Here is a 19,506-nt window from a genome sequence, read left to right on the forward strand (position 1 = left end):
CGGAGGAACGCGTATTGCCGATAATGTCGGCTTAGGTGGGACGTGAGGAAGCGGCCCATGCACAGGGGGGGAATACACATGAGTCGGCAGCCGCCGCTTCCGCTATCGCTAGTGAACCGTCAGCGGTTTCTTGATCTGTTCTACGAGCCCGACACCTTCGACCTGCATAAGAAGGTCTCGGTACACCTACACGTACTCCGCATCGACGGCGGCGAGTTTGTCGTATCCCAGCTGTATAAAGAACTCGCGAACTCCACGCTCGGGTACGTCCTGTCCCGACAGAACTTGGAGAAGCTTCGGCAGGACCCGGGGCGGACAGTCGAGGTGGTCAACAAGGTGCAGACGCAGTTCCGCAAGCCCGACGCGAAGGCGGGCGAGGGTGGTGAGCTTCTCCTCTACGCTCTGCTTGAAGGTCATCTCGGCGCTCCAAAGGTTCTATCCAAGATGGAGCTCAAGACCTCGCCGAACCACTACGTGAACGGCGCCGACGGCGTGCATCTCCTCCTCGACGACAACGGCGTCTTTCAACTGATCTTTGGTGAATCGAAGATGTACGGCGACCTGAAGAAACCGAGATCCAGCGTGAAGCGAGCGGTCAAGGCGGCCTTCAAATCGATGGCAGAGGTGCACAAGGGAGCGTTCGAGTTCGACACCTGGCTCGTCGAATCAGAGCTGCTCAAGGAGACGCTAGACCCTGACCAAATCAATGTGCTCGCGTCGATTCTGCTGCCGACCGCGCGCGGGCAGAACCCCGTCACGAAGACCAACGCGTTCGGAGTGTTCATCGGGTTCGAAGTGGACGCGTCCACCGTCGCGTTCGAGGACCTCACCGTTGGTGAGATCGAGGTCCAACTGCGGGACGACGCCCGAGCGCTCATCGACGAAGCCACGGACGCCATTTCCAAGCAGATCAAAGACCGCGGGCTAGGCGGCTACCACTTCCACATCTACGCAGTTCCGTTCCTTCGCCAGGTCGTACAGGGAGAGATCCGCGGAATCGAGAACGTCCGGGAAGACCTTGCCCGCGCACTGCGAAACGACCGGAGTGATGAGAAGTGAAGAAGACTGCGGCGACGGCGCTCGGCGAGATCATCGCGGAACGCGACGACTTCCGGGATGCCTTCCACCTCGCCGAGAGCACCGTGGCACAGGCTTTCCTCGAGGGGAAGGTGGCTGCAACTCTCGACGAACAGACTGTACGCGGGCTGCTCCGGTACGCCGACATCCTCTCCCACTCGGAAGCTGACACTCATCGCGAGCTCGCATATAGCGTGATCGCCCTCTTACGGGAGTATGACGAACTCCTCGGTCTCCCTGCAGCGCTGCAGACAAGGACGCTGGCGGTCTCCGAAGCTGTCCTGATCCAGCTCGGAAACTTCCCGGGGATCAGCACACTTCAGAAGGAAGTCGGGAGTCTGTTCACGATGCCGCTATCCCGCGGCGTGCTTCGGGCCGCGAAGGAGACCATCCAGGCAACCCACCACGGGGACAAGGTCTTCACCGATACCCAGTTCGAGATTGCTGAGGGCCTGCGCAGCTCCGACTACTTCAGCTTCTCTGGACCGACGTCCCTCGGCAAGTCTTTCATTATCAAGGATGCCCTCTACGAGATCGTTCAGCGTCCGGAACTGGACCAACACTGCGTGGTCTTGCTCGTTCCCACTAAGGCGCTGATCGGGCAGACAGCTGCCGACCTTCGCGAGTTGCTTCAAGACGTCCCTGATGTCAACGTTTCGACTTTCCCCATCCTCCCGCGGCTGATCCGTGAGCGGTACTCGCGCTCGATCTTCGTCCTCACTCCTGAGCGCCTTCTTCGATACCTCGCCGCCCCCACTCGAGACATCGACTACCTCATCGTGGATGAGGCCCAGAAAGTCGTGGCAGAGAACGACACTCGAAGCGCCCTGTACTACCACGCCATCGTTGAGACAACGCGAAGATATGCGACGAAGCTGATCTTCGCCTCCCCAAGCATCAAGAACCCGGAGCTCTTCCTGGAGCTCTTCCAGAAAGCGTCTTCGGGCGCCATGAAGGTACGCGAGCGCACGGTCGCTCAGCAGCGCTACTTCGTAGATCTGGTCGACCGGGAGCAGTACCGCTTCTCGGGACTCAGCGGAAGTGCCGAGAAGATGGATGCGGCGCCCGTCGCCGGCGACGAACTCGAGCTGATCACGACTCGAAGCCAAGGCCGCAAAGCCATCGTGTACATCAACAGCGCGGCCAAAGCGGCCGAGTTCGCACTCCGACTCGCCCGCTCACTGCCCAAGGTGAAGAGCCCCATAGTTGCCGAGTTGAGCGCATACGTCCGAAAGTTCGTCCACAAGGACTACTTCCTAGCCGATTGCCTCGAACACGGGGTCGCATTCCACCACGGCAAAATGCCCCAGGAGGTGCGGGAGAAGGTCGAGGAGTGCTTCTCGGCGGAAGACTCGCCACTGCAATACGTAGTGTGTACATCCACCCTGCTCGAAGGCGTGAACCTGCCCGCGAAGAACATCTTCGTGCTCAGCGACAAGCATGGAAGTCGTAATTTCCGAAAGATCGATTTCGAGAACCTCGTCGGACGTGCCGGCCGCCTGACGTACGACTTCTCCGGCAACGTGATCTGTGTCCGCCACGAAGCCAGTAGATGGCAAGCGACAACCCGCGAGCTGATTGCGAAGACAGAGCCGGAACCGGTGACCAGCTTCCTTCTGCCTTCCGACAGACGGACGCGCAAGGACTACACCAACATCGAGCGAGTGCTGAAGGGTCAAGATCTCCCGAAGGGCACCTCGGCCGACGCGCTACAGAACGTCCAGCAGTACGCCTCCATCTTGATGACGCATCACCTTGACCAGCAGGCCACGCCACTTCGCACCACTTTCTTGGAGAAGATTGAGGGCGCGAGCGACCTGCTACGGAAAGCAGCGGCAGCGGTTGACGTTCCGACTGACATCCTCCGACGGTCCCCGAATATCCTCCCCGTGTATCAGGACCGCGTCTGGAAAGGACTCGAGAGTGGGCAACTCGGACCGCTGGTCTCCGACAACGCGGATCTCGGTTCGACCGACACCTACCACGATGTCCTTCGACGCCTGAGCGAGCTTTACAACTGGCGGGTCGAGGAGTCAAGGATCCGAGACTCTCTGGTTTCGAAGAACTCGACCGCCGACGCACTGGACAGGCGCCTGAGGTACTGGGCGATCCTGATGAGAAGTTGGATCCGCGGGCTGCCGCTATCCCTCCTGATTCGTAATTCAATCGGTTACTACGAGGACCGAGGAGTCATTACCTTCCCCGATTTCGACGCGCCCACAGGCTTCCGAACCGAGCCTTTCACGTCGTCTTCTAAGCAGGTGAACTTCGTCATCGAAGAAACGCTGCGGGACATCGAAGGCGGCCTCAGATTCCGGATTATCGGATACCTGCAGAACTACTACGACCTTTCCCGTCGCGCACTGGGCGCCGATGAATCCGGCCACAACTTGGCGAACCTCGTCGAATACGGGACGACCGACGCGCGAGTGGTCGAGCTTCAGGAGATCGGCTTCAGCCGAGCCACGGCAGGGGCACTCGTGCGCAACTACGGGAAGCTCCTAGAGTTCACCGATCACGGCGAGCTGTTTGGTCTCCAGGTCGAGTCACTGCTAGTTGCGCTGAAAGACGAGCCCGAGGCGCGGGACGAGGTGAGCAACATCTTCGTCAAGGTGCCCGCGGTAGCCACGGCCTGATTGTTCGTATCCAAAGACGGGAGCCCCCAGGCAAGAGAGCCTTCCAGGCATCGGGCTACCGCCACGCCCGAGGAGGCCCCGTGTTGGACTGTCGGGCCTAAATTGCGGACGATGGCCGGAAACGACGGAGAGCGATTCGGACTCGCCGCTACTCGTCAAGTCGCCCATTCCACGGGCTCGACGAGCTGGCTGACGCAGGCTCCGCGACCAGCATGTCTGAGTAACGACCCACGCCTGCGTGGGCAACTCCGATATGCGGACCGCGCATGGAAGTCATGAAGGCCAGCGCGACCGGCGCGGCCCCGAGCAAGGAGACATGTCATATCCAGAGCTAGATCGGACGACTAGCCGTGCGCGACAAGCTTGCGAAAGAGTCGACGATGGTTCGGCTTCTCGGGCGCGCTACTGTCTGGCTGTACCGATTTCATGATTCCCCGTACTAGGAAAGCGCCAAGGCTCACTTTCACCACGCCGCTTACATCATCGAGCAGACCGGCGTCGGAAAACCCGTCGAGCGCTGGCTCGTGGACCACTCGCGATACCGCCCGCCCCCGCTCGTCCCTGACGCGAAGGTCGCGCTGACCGGGTGCCTCGCCACGCTGATGAGTGGACTGCCCCCCCTCACCCCGAACGTGACGTCGTGAACCTGTCCTTCGACGAGTACGACATCACCGCCGACGGGGTGCGCGACTTCACCGGGCGATTCCTCTAGACCATAGAGCAGACGTGGCCGGTCGCCGAACAGAGCACCTCACTGGTCTGACTTTGACGGGGTCGCCAGCAGCTCGGCGGCCCCGTCAGTAGCATCCCCAGTCTCAGAACCGGGACATGACGTCATCGACACCAGCGCGGAAGCGCGGACACGTCGCGATGTCGTGGGATCTACAGTTCATCGCATGCTCCGTCATCGCCCTCGACCGCCGCATGTCTTCCATACGCCGGTCGATGTCGTCCAGATGCTCCTGCAAGATTTCATGACGCTCTCTCGCGCCATCGTCGAGCATCACGCCGATCTGCTTCAACGTCATTCCCGATGCCTGGCTTCGCTGGATGACAGCGATTCGCACGATCTGGTCCTCGCTGTATTTCCTTCGACCCGCTGTATCGCGCTCCGGGAGGAGCAGCCCAACCGTTTCCCAGTGCCGGAGGACGTTCGTGGGCAAGCCCATCACGCGCGCGACGTCGCCGATGCTCTTGAGCGTCACTGGTCAGCCCCGTCGCCAGACCACAGCGGTGTCCCCACCGCCTGCTCGAGCAGAACAATCGTTCGCAAGTCCGGCCACCGTGCACCAGACAGCAGCTTGCGGATCGTGCCTTCATCGAGACCTGCAATGTCGGCGATGGATCGTATGCTCGCATCACCGATTGATCGCCGTAGGTTGACGGCAAGCTGACGTGCTGTCTCCCCCGCGATATCGGGCGAGACGGTGTTCGGCCACTCCTCAGTCAATTCTGACGGTGGCAGGCGTTCGGACTTGGCCATGAGGACCCTTCGATGGTTGCGGGTGAAATCCGTGGAATCATGCGGATCAAGTAGCGCGAGTTGAGTCAGTTGGGTGGCGCGAGCGCAGGATGAAGGTGATATTGGCGCACAATGCGGGCCGATTGACAATCGAACCGGGTGGCGACGTCGCCCACGGACCAGGGATGCTCGGCGCTTGACTTCATGTTGACATGAAGTCACAGACTGTGCGGGAAAGCAACCTCCACGGAAGGATCCCCATGTACGACGCCATCGTGATCGGCGCAGGCCCGGCAGGGCTGCAGGCCGCCCTGACCCTCGGCCGGATGCACCGCTCGGCACTGCTGCTGGACTCGGGCGAGTACCGCAACGGCACCGTGCTGCACATGCACAACATGATCGGTGCAGACGGCGCTCCCCCTGCCGCGTTCCGAGCGAAGGCCCGAGACGAGCTCTCGACCTACGCCGACGTGGAGATCCGCGAGGGTGCCGCCACCGGGATCTCCGGATCCGAGGATGCGTTCACCGTGACGCTCACCGACGGATCGACCGTCGAGGGGCGACGGGTCATCCTGGCCACCGGCGTCGCCGACGATCTGCCCGTCGTCCCCGGGCTGCAGGACCTGTGGGGCACCCTCGCGTTCAGCTGCCCTTTCTGCGACGGTCACGAGCATGCGGGCAGGTCCATCGGCATCATGGGTGCCGCCCCTCGCGCCGGCCATCTGATCGGGCTGCTCGGGCGCATCGTCGAGGACATCACGGTGTTCCCGATCGCCGAGGCGTTCACGGACGAGGAACGCATCTCCCTCGAGGCGGAGGGAGTGCGGATCAGCGCCGCTCCGGTGGCATCCGTCGAGAGGCACGAGGACGGGGTCCGGATCGTCGCCGGTTCCGAGGAGTCCGTGGTGGCCGGCGTCTTCGTGGCGTCCGGCACGATGCGGCAGCGGGCACCCTTCGCCGCAGATCTCGGCGTGCGGATGCTCGAGTCCGGTGCGATCGAGATCGATGAATTCGGCCGCACCTCGCTCCCCGGGGTCTTCGCCGCGGGCGACCTCGCGCACCGCGCCTCGCTCCCCGGCCCGATGGCGTCCGTCCTGCTGGCGGCCGGCGCCGGTCAGCTCGCAGCCGTCGGCATCATCCAGTCACTCCTGGCTGCCGAGCACTGACCTCGGCTTTCGAATCGCGCAACCGGCCGCATCCGTCGCCGAAGGGGAGCCGGTTGCGCGATTCGAACGGGGGTCAGACGGCCCCGACATCCACGGCGCCGCCGGTCGCGGCCGGCTCGGCGTAGGCGACTTCGCGCCAGACATCACCGACGCGTTCGAACGAGGTGACGCTCGACAGGGCGCAGCGGCGGGTGCGCGGGTCGTGACGCAGGGGCAGACCCGCGACGCGGAGGTGCGTGATCCAGATCGGCGCCTGATGGGACACCATCACGACGTCTCCGTCGGCCGCCTCATCCCAGGCCTCGTCCATGACGCCGAGCATCCGCTCCGCGATGGAGGAATACGGTTCGCCCCAGCTCGGCAGCGCGGGCTGGCGCAGGTGCCACCAGTTCAGCGGGTTCATGAGGGAACGACGCATCTGCGTGCCCTCGAAGACGTTGGTCGGCTCGATGAGGCGGATGTCGATCTCCGGCACGAGATCGAAGCCCTCGGCGAACGGCTCGGCGGACTCCTGCGCACGCTCCAACGGTGAGGAGTACAGCGCGGAGACCGGCCGACCCGACTCCGCGACGTGCTCGGCAGCGGCCGCCGCCATCCCCCGGCCCGCCGTGCTCAGGTGGTAGTCGGGCAGCCGCCCGTAGAGCACGCGGGCCGGATTGTGCACCTCGCCGTGTCGGACGAGGTGCAACCGGGACGCCGTCATGTCACGCCTTGCTGTAGCGCGAATCCCCGAAGCCGAGGATCAGGTACCCGATGTACGGGAAGAGGACCAGCAGGAAGAACGAGAAGACTCCGCCCTTGTCGAAGCGTGCGCCGAGCTTGAACGCCACGATGATCGCGAGGACCAGGTTCACGATCGGGATCAGGTAGAGCAGCGCGAACCACCCGGACATGCCGGCGATCTTCACCAGGAAGACGAGGTTCACGATCGGGATGATCGCGAGGATCCCGGGGTATCCGGCCTTCGTGAACACCTTCCAGAGTCCGACGGCGACGAGGATGTAGAAGACGAGCGCGATCAGCCCCGTGGTGCCGGAGAAGATCGATGCGTAGAGATCGGAGATGCCGTTGTTGTCCACGGTGCTCCCTTTCTGTGTAAGAGCTGTGTCGTGGCGATCCTACTGATCCGACGGCTCCGGCGCCGCTGACGGGGCCGGAGACGGGCCGACCACCCCCATAGAATGGGCGCGTTCCCCATTTCCCAGATCAGAAGGAATACTCCGTGCTTCGCACCCACTCGGCAGGCTCTCTGCGAGCCGAGCACATCGGTCAGACCGTCACCCTCACGGGTTGGGTCGATCGCCGTCGTGACCACGGAGGAGTCGCTTTCATCGATCTGCGGGATGCCTCGGGCATCGCCCAGGTCGTCATCCGCGACGAGGAGATCGCGCACCCGCTGCGCAACGAGTTCGTCCTGAAGGTCACCGGTGAGGTGTCGCTGCGCCCCGAGGGCAACGCGAACCCGAACCTGCCGACCGGGGAGATCGAGCTCATCGCGACCGATGTCGAGGTGCTCAACGAGTCCGCTGCGCTGCCCTTCCAGGTGTCGACGGCGCTCGCCGACACCGAGACGGTCGGAGAAGAGGCGCGCCTCAAGTACCGCTACCTCGACCTGCGTCGTCCCGGACAGGCCGCCAACCTGCGCCTGCGTTCCGACGTCTACAAGGCGATCCGCGATGTGCTGCACGCCGAGGACTTCACCGAGGTCGAGACGCCGACCCTCACGCGTTCGACGCCCGAAGGTGCCCGCGACTTCCTGGTGCCCGCGCGACTGAGCCCCGGCAGCTGGTACGCCCTGCCGCAGTCGCCGCAGCTGTTCAAGCAGCTGCTGATGGTCGGCGGTGTCGAGAAGTACTTCCAGATCGCGCGCTGCTACCGCGATGAGGACTTCCGCGCCGACCGCCAGCCCGAGTTCACGCAGCTCGACATCGAGATGAGCTTCGTCGACCAGGAAGACGTCATCGCCCTGATGGAGTCGCTCATCGTCGCGATGTGGGCGACGATCGGCGTCGAGGTCGCGACCCCGCTGCCGCGCATGACGTACGCCGATGCCATGGCGAAGTACGGTTCCGACAAGCCCGACCTGCGCTTCGGCCTCGAACTCGTCGACGCGACCGAGTACTTTGCAGACACCCCGTTCCGCGTCTTCCAGGCCGAGTACGTCGGCGCCGTGCGGATGCCCGGTGGCGCGAGCCAGCCGCGCAAGCAGCTCGACGCGTGGCAGGACTGGGCGAAGCAGCGTGGAGCCCGTGGTCTCGCGTACGTGCTGTTCAACGAGGACGGGACGCTCGGCGGCCCCGCGGCGAAGAACCTGTCCGAGTCGGAACAGGCCGGACTCGCAGAGCTCGTGGGTGCGGAGACCGGCGACTGCGTCTTCTTCGCCGCCGGTTCCACCAAGGAGAGCCGCGCCCTGCTCGGTGCCGCACGCGTCGAGATCGGTCGTCGCCTCGGCTACCTGAGCCCGGATGAGTTCGCCTTCACCTGGGTCGTCGACGCCCCGATGTTCGAGCCAGCCGCAGATGCCGTGGCCTCGGGCGACGTCGCTGTGGGCGCTGGGGCATGGACCGCCGTGCACCACGCGTTCACGGGCCCGAAGCCGGAGTTCGAGGACACCTTCGACACCGACCCCGGTTCTGCTCTCGCCTACGCCTACGACATCGTGTGCAATGGATCCGAGCTCGGCGGCGGGTCGATCCGCATCCACCGCGAAGACGTGCAGAAGCGCGTGTTCGAGGTCATGGGCATCAGCGACGAGCAGGCTGACGAGCAGTTCGGCTTCCTGCTCGACGCGTTCAAGTTCGGCGCCCCGCCGCACGGCGGAATCGCGCTCGGCATGGACCGCGTGTTGCAGCACCTCACCAAGACCGAGTCGATCCGCGAAGTCATCGCGTTCCCGAAGTCCGGCAACGGTTTCGACCCGCTGACCGCCGCACCGGCTCCGATCACCGCGGCGCAGCGCGCTGAGGCCGGCGTCGACTTCGAGCCGGAGGACGACGAGGCCTGACCCCGCCGTCACCGCGACGCGCGCCCGGGTCGCACGAGATCTTCGGATCCGTGCGACCCGGGCGGTTTTTCATTGCTCAGCCGAGGAGCGCGAGCGCGGGCACGATGTTCTCGTTCCACACGTCGACACCGAGCTTCGCGATCAGGGCGATCACGACCGCCAGGAACACCACGCGGATGAAGGTGGTGCCGCGGGAGATGGCCATGCGCGAGCCCAGGTAGCTGCCCGCGACGTTCGCCACAGCGAGGATGCCGCCCAGCAACCACAGCACCGCGCCGTGCGGGATGAACAGCATCAGGGCACCCGCGTTCGTGGCCAGGTTCACGATCTTCGCCTTGGCGCTCGCCTGCAGGAAGTCGTAGCCGAGCAGTGCGACGAGAGTGATCACGAGGAAGGTACCGGTGCCGGGACCGATCATCCCGTCGTAGAAGCCGATCCCGAGGCCGGCGGCACCCGCCATGATGTGATGCTTGTGCCCGTGGAAACGCAGCTGGGTCGCCGCGCCCATCTGGGGACGGAATGCGGTGAACAGCGCCACCACGAGCAGGGCGATCACGATGATGGGCTTGAACGCGGCGGGCGGAAGCACGGTCGCCACGGCCGCGCCAGCGAACGAGCCGACGAAGGCGATCGCCGCCATGGGCAGGGCCGTGCGTACGTCGGGCTTCGCGCGGCGGTAGTAGGTGACGCTACTGGTCGCGGTGCCGAAGACCGAGGCGAGCTTGTTCGTCGCGAGGGCCTGCACCGGCGAGATGCCGGGGATCAGCAGGAGCGCGGGGAGCTGCAGCAGGCCTCCCCCACCGACGACGGCGTCGATCCAGCCGGCGCAGAATGCGGCGATGACGACGAGCAGCAGTATCCCCCACGTGAGTTGCTCCAGTCCGAGCACAGCGCCGATATCCACCTGGCCATGATTCCAGAGAGTCGGCGGTGCTCCGGCATCCGGCCGGGCGCTGGCAGACTGGTGGCATGCTCGATGCCCTCCCACTGCCGCACTCGTTCGATTCGCGCAGGGGCACCGCGCTCCTGCGCCGGGCGACCGTGGACGACACGGATGCCGTGATCGCTCTCCTCGCCGACGATCCGATCAGCGCCGCGCGCGGTGACGTGGCTTCCGACGAGGACCGTCCCGCGTACACACGGGGGCTCGTCGAGATCCTGACCGAGCCGTCGAACGACCTCCTCGTGGTCGAGCTGGACGGCGACGTCGTCGGCACGCTGCAGCTCACCTCGATCCCGGGGATGGCGCGTCGGGGCGCGCGGCGACTGCTCGTCGAGGCAGTGCGCGTGCGGAGCAGTCTGCGCTCGTCGGGCATCGGCTCCACCGTGATGCGCTGGGTGGGAGAGGTCGCTGCCCCCGCCGTGGGCGCGACGATGGTGCAGCTCACCTCCGATGCCGCCCGTACCGACGCGCACCGCTTCTACGAGCGACTGGGCTACGTCGGCTCGCACCGCGGCTTCAAGTACAGCGTCCCGCAGGTCTGAGGCCCGCGGCCCTGTTCGGCCACCCCCTCGCCACCGTCCGTTCACCCGCACCGCGACGGTCGGCAACCTGCGCCTCATAGTGTCCTCTCGCAACCCGAACCCGGCTCACAGCGCCGGACACCGAGAGGACACTCATGGCCCGCATCACCCGCCGCGCGCGCATCGGCGCCGGCATCGCCCTGGCCACCACGGCCGCACTCGCACTCACCGCCTGCTCCGGCGCAGCGGACGCGACCGGTGGAGGCAGCTCCGATGTCGACGCCGCCACCGCGACCTCGGTCACCGACTTCGGCACCTTCGCCGACCTCGAAGCCGCAGCCAAGGCCGAGGGCTCCCTCAACGTCATCGCCCTTCCGCGCGACTGGGCGAACTACGGCGAGATCCTCGATCTGTTCGCCGAGAAGTACCCGGAGATCACGATCAACGAGACCTCGCCCGACGTCTCCAGCGCCGAGGAGATCCAGGCCGCGGAGACCAACAAGGGTCTCGACACCGCCCCGGACGTGTTCGACCTCGGACTGACCGTCGCGCTCCAGAACACCGACGCGTTCGCGCCGTACAAGGTGCAGACCTGGGACGACATCCCCGAGGAGCTGAAGGAGCCCAGCGGCCTCTTCGTCGGCGACTACGGCGGGTACATGTCGATCGGCTACGACTCGTCGAAGTTCGATGCTCCCGCCGAGCTCTCCGACCTGCTCTCGTCCGACTACAAGGGTGCTGTGGCGATCAACGGCGACCCGACGCAGGCCGGTGCCGCCTTCGCCGCCGTGGGCCTGGCGACCGTGCAGTCCGACGGCACGCTCGACGACTTCCAGCCGGGCATCGACTTCTTCTCCGAGCTCCAGCAGGCGGGCAACCTGCTCAAGGTCGACGTCACCACTGCGACCATCGTGAGCGGCGAGACCCCGGTCGTGTTCGACTGGGACTACCTGAACGCCTCGCACTCGGCCGACAATGAGGACTGGAAGGTCGTCGTGCTCGACGGCACGGGCTACGCCGGGTACTACAACCAGGCCATCAACGTCGACGCCCCGCACCCCGCTGCAGCCCGTCTGTGGCAGGAGTTCCTCTACAGCGACGAGGTCCAGAACCTGTGGCTGAAGGGCGGCGCCCGTCCGGTGCGCATGGAGGCCATGACCGACGCGGGCACGATCGACGCCGACCTCGCTGCTGCGCTCCCCGAGGCGCCGGAGACGACCGTGGTCCCGACCGAGGAGCAGTCCACGAACGCCGGCACGCTTCTCGGCGAGAAGTGGGCCGCGGCGGTCCAGTGACGACCCTCACCGCAACGGGGGCGGATGCCACGGCATCCGCCCCCGCTCCCACCGCCGGGTTCTCGCCCCACGCGAGGGCCCGGCGGTCCGCTCCGTCCTTCGCCTGGCTCGGGCTCATCCCCTTCGCCGCCTACGTCGTGCTGTTCCTCGCCGTTCCCACCGTGCTCGCGGTCGGTTCCGGCTTCTTCACGAAGGACGGCGCGTTCACCTGGTCGAACATCGCGGCCCTCGCCGACCCCGTCGTGTTGAACACGTTCGCGAACTCCGCTGGGCTCTCGCTTCTCACCGCCCTGGTCGGCGCCGTCGTCGGTGCGCTCGTCTGCTACGCGCTGCTCGGCATGGATCCCGAGAGCCGCAGCCGTTCCGCCGTGGATGCCGCGGCCGGAGTGCTCGCCCAGTTCGGTGGCGTCATGCTGGCCTTCGCCTTCATCGCGACCATCGGCATCCAGGGCGTCGTCACCGTCTTCCTGAGGGACTCGCTCGGCATCGACATCTTCGCGAACGGCACCTGGCTCTACGAGCTGCCGGGTCTGATCCTCCCCTACTTCTTCTTCCAGATCCCCTTGATGGTCATCACCTTCATGCCCGCCCTCGCTGCCCTCAAGCCACAGTGGGCGGAGGCGAATCTCACCCTCGGCGGCACCCGTGCGAGCTTCTGGATGCGCATCGGCCTCCCCGTGCTCGCCCCCTCGTTCCTCGCCAGCCTGCTGCTGCTGTTCGCGAACGCGTTCTCGTCCTATGCCACGGCCGCCGCCCTCGCGAGCCAGGGGGCGCAGATCGTGCCGCTCCAGATCCGTACCGCTCTCACGAGCGAGACCGTGCTCGGGCGGGAGAACCTCGCCGGTGCCCTCGCGCTCGGCATGATCGTGGTGGTCGGCATCGTGATGGGCCTGTACTCCTTCGTGCAGCGACGCGCGGCGAGGTGGCAGTCGTGAACCGGCTCGGTCCGTCCCGCACCACCCGCTGGGCCATCGGCATCGTCGTCGGTGTGTTCTTCGCCGTCCCGCTGGTGTCGACGTTCCTCTTCACGCTGCGCGATCCCGAGGGCGGTCTGTCGTTCGCTCGCTGGATCGCGCTGTTCGATCCCGCGGCCGCCGCCACCCTCAAGCCGATCTGGACGGGACTCGGCAACTCAATGATCCTCGCCGTCGTCACCGTGGCCATCGTGCTGCTCCTGCTGGCACCGACCATGATCCTGGTGAACCTGCGCTTCCCGAGACTCCGGCCGGCGTTCGAGTTCGCGGTGCTCCTCCCGATCTCGATTCCCGCGATCGTGCTGGTCGTCGGTCTCGCGCCGATCTACCTGCATATCGGACGCACGCTCGGCACCGGCACGTGGACGCTGGCCTTCGCCTACGGCATCACCGTGCTGCCGTTCGCCTTCCGCTCGATCCAGGCTTCGATCGATGCCGCCGACCTGCGCACACTCGCCGAGGCCGCACGCTCGCTCGGAGCGAGTTGGCCGGTCGTCGTGCTCAAGGTGCTCGCTCCGAACCTCCGCCAGGGGCTCCTGGCGGCTTCGCTGATCTCGATCGCCGTGGTGCTCGGCGAGTTCACGATCGCCTCCCTCCTCAACCGCCAGGTGTTCCAGACCGCGATGGTCGTGGTGAACAAACAGGATCCGTACGCGCCGGCCATCTTCACCCTGCTCGCGCTGGCGTTCGTGTTCCTCCTGCTCCTCCTGATCGGCCGTGTCGCCCGCGGCCCACGAAAGGCCCGCTCATGACCGTCGACCATGCCCTGCCCCGTACCAAGGACAACCTGCTGCTCGCCCGTGCCGGGGAGGGCACGCGCGTCGAGCTCCAGGGGATCGTGAAGAGCTACGCCGGCACGCGGGTCCTGCACGGTGTGGACCTCGACATCGCACCCGGGGAGTTCGTCTCCCTGCTCGGTCCCTCGGGGTGCGGCAAGACGACGCTGCTCCGAGTGCTCGCAGGCCTCGAAGGAGCCGACGCCGGCGCCGTGCTGCTCGGCGGTGGGGACGTGTCACGCATACCGACGAACAAGCGCGACATCGGCATGGTCTTCCAGTCGTACTCGCTCTTCCCCCACCTGCGGGTCGCCGACAACACCGCCTTCGGACTGCGGCGACGGGGCATCGGCAGGGCGGAGGCGGAGAAGCGCTCCCTCGACGCGCTCGCGCTGGTCGGTTTGCGTGACTTGGCCGACAGGTTCCCGCATCAGCTCTCGGGCGGTCAGCAGCAACGGGTGGCCCTCGCGCGAGCGCTGGTGACCGAGCCCAGGGTGCTGCTGCTCGATGAGCCGCTCTCCGCGCTCGACGCGAAGGTGCGGGTGCAGCTGCGCGACGAGATCCGCCGCATCCAGTTGCGCCTCGGGATCACGACCGTCTTCGTCACGCACGACCAGGAGGAGGCGCTCGCCGTCTCCGACCGGATCGCGGTGATGAACGCCGGACGGATCGAACAGATCGGTTCGCCGGAGCAGCTGTACACGCTGCCTTCCACGGCGGGGGTCGCGGCCTTCGTGGGACTCTCGAGCGTCGTCTCGGGCGTGGCGGAGGGCGACCATGTGCTGGTGTGGGGACAGCGCCTCCCCCTACAGGCGCCGGCGGATGGCCCGGTCGATGTCTATCTTCGGCCGGAGAACGTGTACTTCGTGTCGGAGGCGGACTCCTCGACCGACGCCCTGGTCGAGGAGAGCACCTTCCTGGGAAGCATGCGCCGCACCCTGGTCCGCACCGAGTCGGGCGAGCTCGTGCGCGTGCAGCACGCCCCCGGGATCCATCCTTCGTTCGGCGACCGCGTGCGTATCGCGGTCGCTCCCGAACCCGTCGCCGTGCACCCGCGCGGCTGACCACGCGCTCTTCCCCGGATCCGCGTCGACCGCTAGCGTGAGGCGCGAGGGGGCGGGGTGCCCTCATCCGAGAGAGAAAGGACTCCTCATGGCAGGCAAGTTCGAGCTGTACACCGACAGGTCCGGCGAGCACCGCTTCCGCCTCAAGGCCGGCAACGGCGAGGTCATCGCGATCAGCGAGGGCTACTCATCGAAGTCCGCTGCCCTGAACGGCATCGAGTCCGTCCGGCGGAACGCCCCCGACGCCGAGGTCGTCGAAGTCGACTGACCTCGCGTCCGACTGACCTCGCGGTCAGCTGAGCTCGCGGTCAGCTGAGCTCGCGTCCGACTGAGCTCGACGCCTCCGTTCAGCGTCGAGACCCCCTGTGGCAGACGTCTGTCACCGGGGGTCTCGACACGCAGACGGGGTCTCGACGCGCAGACGGGGTGCCGACGCGCAGACGGGGTCTCGACGCGAAGACGCGGGGCCGCGCGCAGACGGAGTGCCCACGCGCAGACCGGGTACCGGGTCAGAGCACGCGCGAGAGGAAGTCCTTCGTGCGCGGATGCTGCGGGTTGCTGAGAACCTCGCGCGGGTCGCCCTCTTCGACGATGTGTCCACCGTCCATGAAGATGAGGCGTGACCCGACCTCGCGCGCGAAGCCCATCTCGTGCGTGACGACGAGCATCGTCATCCCCTCGTCCGCCAGCGAGCGCATGACCTGCAGCACCTCGCCGACCAGTTCGGGGTCCAGCGCCGACGTCGGCTCGTCGAAGAGCATCATGTCGGGGTTCATGCACAGGGCACGCGCGATCGCCACGCGCTGCTGCTGCCCTCCCGACAGGTGTCCTGGGAAGGCATCCGCTTTCTCGGAGAGCCCCACTCGCTCGAGCATCGCGTGTGCGACCTGCTCGGCCTCCTTCTTGGAGCGCTTCTTCACCCGCTGCTGAGCGATGGTGAGGTTGCCGAGCACATCGAGGTGCGGGAACAGGTTGAAGCTCTGGAACACCATGCCGATCCGCGTGCGCACCCGGTCGATGTCGACGTCGGGATCGGTGATGTCGATCCCCTCGATCAGCACCTTGCCGTCAGTCGGTTCCTCGAGCAGGTTCACCGAGCGCAGCAGCGTCGACTTCCCCGAGCCCGAGGGCCCGATCACGCAGACCACCTCGCCCTTGGTGACGGTGAGGTCGATGCCCTTGAGCACCTCGTTGTCGCCGAAGGATTTCACGAGCCCCTGCACGTCGATCGCGGGGGCATGGACATCGATCAGGTCGGTGATCATCGCTGCCTCGCCATCCGTCGTTCCAGCCACGCACTGAAGCGCGTGAGCGGGATCGTCACGATCAGGTACAGGATCGCCGCCATGATCAGCGGCGTTCCGTTCGCGTTCTGCGTGCTCGCGTCGCGGGCGAAGTTCGTGAGCTCCTTCGACCAGATGAAGGATCCTGCCACGAACAGGAGCGAGGTGTCCTTCAACAGCAGGACGAACTCGTTGGTCAGCGGCGGGATGATGATCCGGAAACCCTGGGGCACGACGATCCAGAAGGTCGTCTTCATCGGCGACATGCCCAGCGAACGCGCCGCCTCCGTCTGCCCCTTAGGAACCGCCTGGATACCGGCGCGGATCGTCTCGGCCATGTAGGCCGAAGCGACCAGGATCAGACCGATGAGTCCGAGGACCACCGGTCCGCCGAGCTTCGTCGCCGGCACGCCGAGCCCGATCGGGAGGATGAACGCGATCGCGAAGATCGTGAGGATCGCGGGGAGGCCGCGGAACAACTCGATCCAGCACGTCGCGATCCAGCGGAACGGACCGATTGCGGACAACTTCATCAACGCCAGCACGACGCCGAGCAGCAGACCGCCGACGAAGGCCACCGCGGTGAACCACAGGGTGTTCACGAGTGCCGTGGTGATGATGCCCGGGAGCATCTTCACCGCGACCTCGGGGTTGAAGTAGAGATTCGCGATCCGAGCCCAGTCAGTGCTGACGATCACCCAGACGGCGATCGCGATCAGCACCGCATAGACGGTGTACCGGTACAGCTTGCTTTTCGTGGTGCGCCTCAACGCCATCGTCAAGGTCCTCTCGACCGACTCGCCTGCGGACTCAGTTGGCCGTGAAGTACTGGTCGTAGATCTTCTGGTACTCGCCGCTGTCGCGGAGATCCGCCAGTGCTCCGTTCACCGCGTCGAGCAGCGCGTCCTTCTCGCCCTTCGCGAAAGCGAAGCCATACGACTCGTCGGTCTCGTAGGTCTCGACGATCTTGTAGTTCGAGTCGGCCTTCTCGTGCTCGAGGTTCACCGGCTGGTCCTGCAGGATGGCCTCGATCTGTCCGGCCTGCATGGCCGGCCACAGCTCACCGTCGGACGGATACTGCACGAGCTCTGCCTCAGGCGCGTTCTCGCCCGCATAGGCTTCGCCGGTCGTCCCCTGCTGCACGCCGACGTTCTTCCCGGCGAGGTCGTCGATGGACTCGATGCCCGAATCCGTGCGCACCAGGAGCGACTGCAGCGAGTCGTAGTAGGGGTCGGAGAAGTCGATGTTGGCCTTGCGCTCGTCGGTGATCGTCATGGCGGATGCCCCGACGTCGCACTGCCCGGCAGCGAGGGTGGTCCCGGACTGGAGCGCGTCGAAGCCCACGTCCTGTACCGAGAGCTCCAGGTCGAGCTGAGCGGCGATCGCGCCGAGCAGGTCGATGTCGAAGCCGGAATAGCCGGTCTCCGAGTTCGGGTCCTCAAACTCGAACGGCGGGTAGGGGATATCCGAGCAGACGGTGAGCGTACCCGCCTCGATCAAGCCGTAGTCGTCGCCCGCAGCCGGCTCACCACCGCTGCCCGCGTCGGAGGATCCCGTCGCGCAGCCGGCGAGCGCGAGGGTGGCGGTCGCCGCGAGGGCGAGACCGGCGATGAGGTTACGACGAGGCATGTCGGCTCCTGTGAGTCGAGGGCGAATGTGACGCCCGGTGACGGGTAGGAGAACATCTAAACATGCGGTCGGTCACGTGACCAATGGCATCGGCGTCGCCGCATATCACGTTTGTGTTGCGAGACCGCCGGGAAGACGGACGAAATCGAGTTCCTCGCAACCCGCGACGGAGTGTCAGACCTCGAAGTCGACGGCGACGCGCGATGCCACGACCGAGCGGATGTACGTGACGACCTCTTCGTGCGCGGGGTGCACCTGGTACTCCTCGATCGCCTCCACCGAGTCGAAGTCCGCGACCAGCGTCACGTCCCAGTTCGCCTCCGGGTACGCCATGTTGGCTCCGGCGGAGATCGAGAGGAGCTGCGGCACCACACCCTCGAGGGCGTTCAGGCGGCGCGCGGCTTCCTTCGCCTGCTCGGCACGCACGGTGGCGTCCTCGGCGGCGAGCTTCCAGGTCACGACATGGCGGATGGTCACAGGGCTTCCTTCGACTCGGACTTCATATCGCTGCGGACGGCTGTCTCCAGCGCTTCCCGCAGACGGTCCGGCGTCACGCGCCAGTGCGCATGCAACTCGCCGTCGATCAACAGGACCGGGATCTTCTCCCACCACAGCTCGTACAGGGCGGGGTCGTCGTTGATCGACGCCTCGACGATCTCGATCTGCTCCGCCGCCGCGTCCGGCAGTTCGGCGACGACGGCGTCGATCACCTCAGAAGCCACCTCACACAGATGGCAGTCGGGCTTGCGGATCAGGGTCAGCGTGGTCACGCCGACGGCACCTCGACGGCACGTCCCTGCGAGATCCACTCACCGGTGCCACCCTCGACGTTCGTCGCGTCGTACCCGCGGGACTCCAGCGCCTCGACGACCCGCGCCGAACGGCCGCCGGCCTGGCAGATCACGTCGAACGCCTCCGATGGCAACTCCTCGAGCCGGTTGCCGATCTCGGACATCGGGATGTTGACGGCACCGGGCACGTGGCCTGCGGCGAACTCGTCCACCTCCCGGACATCGATGAGCGGGACACCGGAGCGCTCGGCGAGTTCGGTGACGGTGATCGACTTCATGACATCCTCTCGGCGGTGGAGATCTGTGGGCAGAGACACAAAGCGCCCGTCCGAAGACAGGCGCTCGTGTCTGGTCGCTTACTTCTTGTTGCGACGCTGGTGGCGAGTCTTACGAAGCAGCTTGCGGTGCTTCTTCTTCGCCATGCGCTTGCGGCGCTTCTTGATGACAGAACCCACGGAAACCTCACTAAGTCAGGGGCTGGGTGTCCCCGAAATCGGACACCCGGGTACGGGCACGGAAAAATGCCTCGGATCAGTCTAGCAAACCCGACGGCGTGCGCCGTGCGGCCTCGCGTCGACTCACCCGACGTCGGCGATGGGGCGCTGCAGCGCGTCGGCCACGGCCGACTCCGGTACGCGGTAGCTCCGCCCGAAGCGGACGGCTGGCAGTTCCCCGGCGTGCACCAGCCGATACACGGTCATCTTGGACACGCGCATGATTTCGGCGACCTCGGCCACCGTGAGGAATCGGACGTCTGGAACCTCGGGCATCCCACGTACCCCTTTCTCGATGTGCACACTCTATGGGGTAGCTGGGACACCTGTAAACCCGTGTGACTCATGTGATCAGTGGGGCATCGGCGGGATCCTCAGCCAGGAAACTCGC

23 protein-coding genes are annotated in these 19,506 nt (G+C 65.8%); 10 read left to right on the top strand and 13 right to left on the bottom strand.

Annotation, left to right across the window (positions count from 1 at the left end; translation table 11 throughout):
• Window positions 1–78: 78 nt before the first annotated feature.
• Window positions 79–1,059: a HamA C-terminal domain-containing protein gene (locus KV397_RS13210; protein ID WP_261811456.1), complete on the top strand. Its 981-nt coding sequence runs from the start codon at window positions 79–81 to the stop codon at window positions 1,057–1,059.
• Complete coding sequence (locus KV397_RS13215) at window positions 1,056–3,713, top strand: DEAD/DEAH box helicase (RefSeq protein ID WP_261811457.1); 2,658 nt, start codon at window positions 1,056–1,058, stop codon at window positions 3,711–3,713. The genes KV397_RS13210 and KV397_RS13215 overlap by 4 nt, the downstream gene beginning before the upstream one ends.
• Before the next feature lie 815 nt (window positions 3,714–4,528).
• Here KV397_RS13215 and KV397_RS13220 read toward each other — a convergent pair.
• On the bottom strand, window positions 4,529–4,918 hold the full coding sequence (locus tag KV397_RS13220; RefSeq protein ID WP_261811458.1) for a helix-turn-helix domain-containing protein: 390 nt from the start codon (window positions 4,916–4,918) through the stop codon (window positions 4,529–4,531).
• The gene (locus tag KV397_RS13225; protein WP_261811459.1) at window positions 4,915–5,196 is read right to left on the bottom strand and encodes a hypothetical protein; all 282 of its coding nucleotides are present in this window, start codon (window positions 5,194–5,196) and stop codon (window positions 4,915–4,917) included. The genes KV397_RS13220 and KV397_RS13225 overlap by 4 nt, the downstream gene beginning before the upstream one ends.
• Window positions 5,197–5,435: 239 nt before the next feature.
• Between KV397_RS13225 and KV397_RS13230 the strand changes: the two genes are divergently transcribed.
• Window positions 5,436–6,341: an NAD(P)/FAD-dependent oxidoreductase gene (locus KV397_RS13230; RefSeq protein ID WP_261811460.1), complete on the top strand. Its 906-nt coding sequence runs from the start codon at window positions 5,436–5,438 to the stop codon at window positions 6,339–6,341.
• A gap of 73 nt (window positions 6,342–6,414) precedes the next feature.
• Here the strand turns inward: KV397_RS13230 and KV397_RS13235 are convergent, their stop codons facing one another.
• Both KV397_RS13235 and KV397_RS13240 read right to left on the bottom strand, forming a co-directional pair.
• Complete coding sequence (locus KV397_RS13235) at window positions 6,415–7,044, bottom strand: histidine phosphatase family protein (RefSeq protein ID WP_047520707.1); 630 nt, start codon at window positions 7,042–7,044, stop codon at window positions 6,415–6,417.
• Window position 7,045: 1 nt separating this feature from the next.
• Window positions 7,046–7,420, bottom strand: a complete 375-nt coding sequence (locus KV397_RS13240) for a DUF5684 domain-containing protein (protein ID WP_131491769.1) — start codon at window positions 7,418–7,420, stop codon at window positions 7,046–7,048.
• Between the two features lie 143 nt (window positions 7,421–7,563).
• Between KV397_RS13240 and aspS the strand changes: the two genes are divergently transcribed.
• On the top strand, window positions 7,564–9,345 hold the full coding sequence (aspS, locus tag KV397_RS13245) for an aspartate--tRNA ligase (RefSeq protein WP_131491768.1): 1,782 nt from the start codon (window positions 7,564–7,566) through the stop codon (window positions 9,343–9,345).
• A gap of 76 nt (window positions 9,346–9,421) precedes the next feature.
• Here aspS and KV397_RS13250 read toward each other — a convergent pair whose 3' ends face one another.
• Window positions 9,422–10,249 (bottom strand): sulfite exporter TauE/SafE family protein, encoded by an 828-nt coding sequence (locus tag KV397_RS13250; protein ID WP_261811461.1) that lies wholly within the window; start codon window positions 10,247–10,249, stop codon window positions 9,422–9,424.
• Between the two features lie 65 nt (window positions 10,250–10,314).
• Between KV397_RS13250 and KV397_RS13255 the strand changes: the two genes are divergently transcribed.
• From KV397_RS13255 to KV397_RS13280, 6 genes are all read left to right on the top strand, one after another.
• Complete coding sequence (locus KV397_RS13255; RefSeq protein ID WP_248539755.1) at window positions 10,315–10,830, top strand: GNAT family N-acetyltransferase; 516 nt, start codon at window positions 10,315–10,317, stop codon at window positions 10,828–10,830.
• A 134-nt stretch (window positions 10,831–10,964) separates the two neighbouring features.
• Window positions 10,965–12,104, top strand: coding sequence for an ABC transporter substrate-binding protein (locus tag KV397_RS13260; protein WP_131491765.1), 1,140 nt, complete (start codon window positions 10,965–10,967; stop codon window positions 12,102–12,104).
• Window positions 12,101–13,039, top strand: coding sequence for an ABC transporter permease (locus KV397_RS13265; protein ID WP_232762520.1), 939 nt, complete (start codon window positions 12,101–12,103; stop codon window positions 13,037–13,039). Before KV397_RS13260 ends, KV397_RS13265 begins: the two co-directional genes overlap by 4 nt.
• Entirely contained in the window at window positions 13,036–13,830 is a 795-nt protein-coding gene (locus KV397_RS13270; RefSeq protein WP_153243600.1) for an ABC transporter permease, read from the top strand. The genes KV397_RS13265 and KV397_RS13270 overlap by 4 nt, the downstream gene beginning before the upstream one ends.
• Window positions 13,827–14,918 carry an ABC transporter ATP-binding protein gene (locus tag KV397_RS13275; protein ID WP_261811462.1) on the top strand — a complete coding sequence of 364 codons (1,092 nt, stop codon included), beginning with the start codon at window positions 13,827–13,829 and terminating at the stop codon, window positions 14,916–14,918. The genes KV397_RS13270 and KV397_RS13275 overlap by 4 nt, the downstream gene beginning before the upstream one ends.
• 88 nt (window positions 14,919–15,006) lie before the next feature.
• Window positions 15,007–15,186: a YegP family protein gene (locus KV397_RS13280; protein ID WP_134353040.1), complete on the top strand. Its 180-nt coding sequence runs from the start codon at window positions 15,007–15,009 to the stop codon at window positions 15,184–15,186.
• A 241-nt stretch (window positions 15,187–15,427) separates the two neighbouring features.
• On the opposite strand, the gene KV397_RS13285 is transcribed toward KV397_RS13280, so the two are convergent.
• The 8 genes from KV397_RS13285 to KV397_RS13320 all read right to left on the bottom strand — a co-directional run bounded on the left by KV397_RS13285 (window position 15,428) and on the right by KV397_RS13320 (window position 19,391).
• Window positions 15,428–16,183, bottom strand: coding sequence for an amino acid ABC transporter ATP-binding protein (locus tag KV397_RS13285; RefSeq protein ID WP_047523409.1), 756 nt, complete (start codon window positions 16,181–16,183; stop codon window positions 15,428–15,430).
• Window positions 16,180–16,977: an amino acid ABC transporter permease gene (locus KV397_RS13290; RefSeq protein ID WP_131491760.1), complete on the bottom strand. Its 798-nt coding sequence runs from the start codon at window positions 16,975–16,977 to the stop codon at window positions 16,180–16,182. The genes KV397_RS13285 and KV397_RS13290 overlap by 4 nt, the downstream gene beginning before the upstream one ends.
• Window positions 16,978–17,011: 34 nt before the next feature.
• On the bottom strand, window positions 17,012–17,830 hold the full coding sequence (locus tag KV397_RS13295; RefSeq protein ID WP_131491759.1) for a basic amino acid ABC transporter substrate-binding protein: 819 nt from the start codon (window positions 17,828–17,830) through the stop codon (window positions 17,012–17,014).
• A gap of 174 nt (window positions 17,831–18,004) precedes the next feature.
• Window positions 18,005–18,307, bottom strand: a complete 303-nt coding sequence (locus tag KV397_RS13300; protein ID WP_131491758.1) for a Dabb family protein — start codon at window positions 18,305–18,307, stop codon at window positions 18,005–18,007.
• Window positions 18,304–18,600 carry a glutaredoxin family protein gene (locus KV397_RS13305; protein ID WP_047520571.1) on the bottom strand — a complete coding sequence of 99 codons (297 nt, stop codon included), beginning with the start codon at window positions 18,598–18,600 and terminating at the stop codon, window positions 18,304–18,306. The genes KV397_RS13300 and KV397_RS13305 overlap by 4 nt, the downstream gene beginning before the upstream one ends.
• Entirely contained in the window at window positions 18,597–18,899 is a 303-nt protein-coding gene (locus KV397_RS13310) for a rhodanese-like domain-containing protein (RefSeq protein WP_047520569.1), read from the bottom strand. The genes KV397_RS13305 and KV397_RS13310 overlap by 4 nt, the downstream gene beginning before the upstream one ends.
• 78 nt (window positions 18,900–18,977) lie before the next feature.
• A complete protein-coding gene (locus KV397_RS13315) occupies window positions 18,978–19,076 on the bottom strand; it encodes a 30S ribosomal protein bS22 (RefSeq protein ID WP_003792170.1) in 99 nt (32 codons plus the stop codon).
• A 123-nt stretch (window positions 19,077–19,199) separates the two neighbouring features.
• Window positions 19,200–19,391 (bottom strand): helix-turn-helix domain-containing protein, encoded by a 192-nt coding sequence (locus tag KV397_RS13320; protein WP_047520567.1) that lies wholly within the window; start codon window positions 19,389–19,391, stop codon window positions 19,200–19,202.
• Between the last annotated feature and the right edge of the window lie 115 nt (window positions 19,392–19,506).

The sequence above is a fragment of the Microbacterium aurugineum genome, from assembly GCF_023101205.1.
Classification (GTDB): Bacteria; Actinomycetota; Actinomycetes; order Actinomycetales; family Microbacteriaceae; genus Microbacterium; species Microbacterium aurugineum.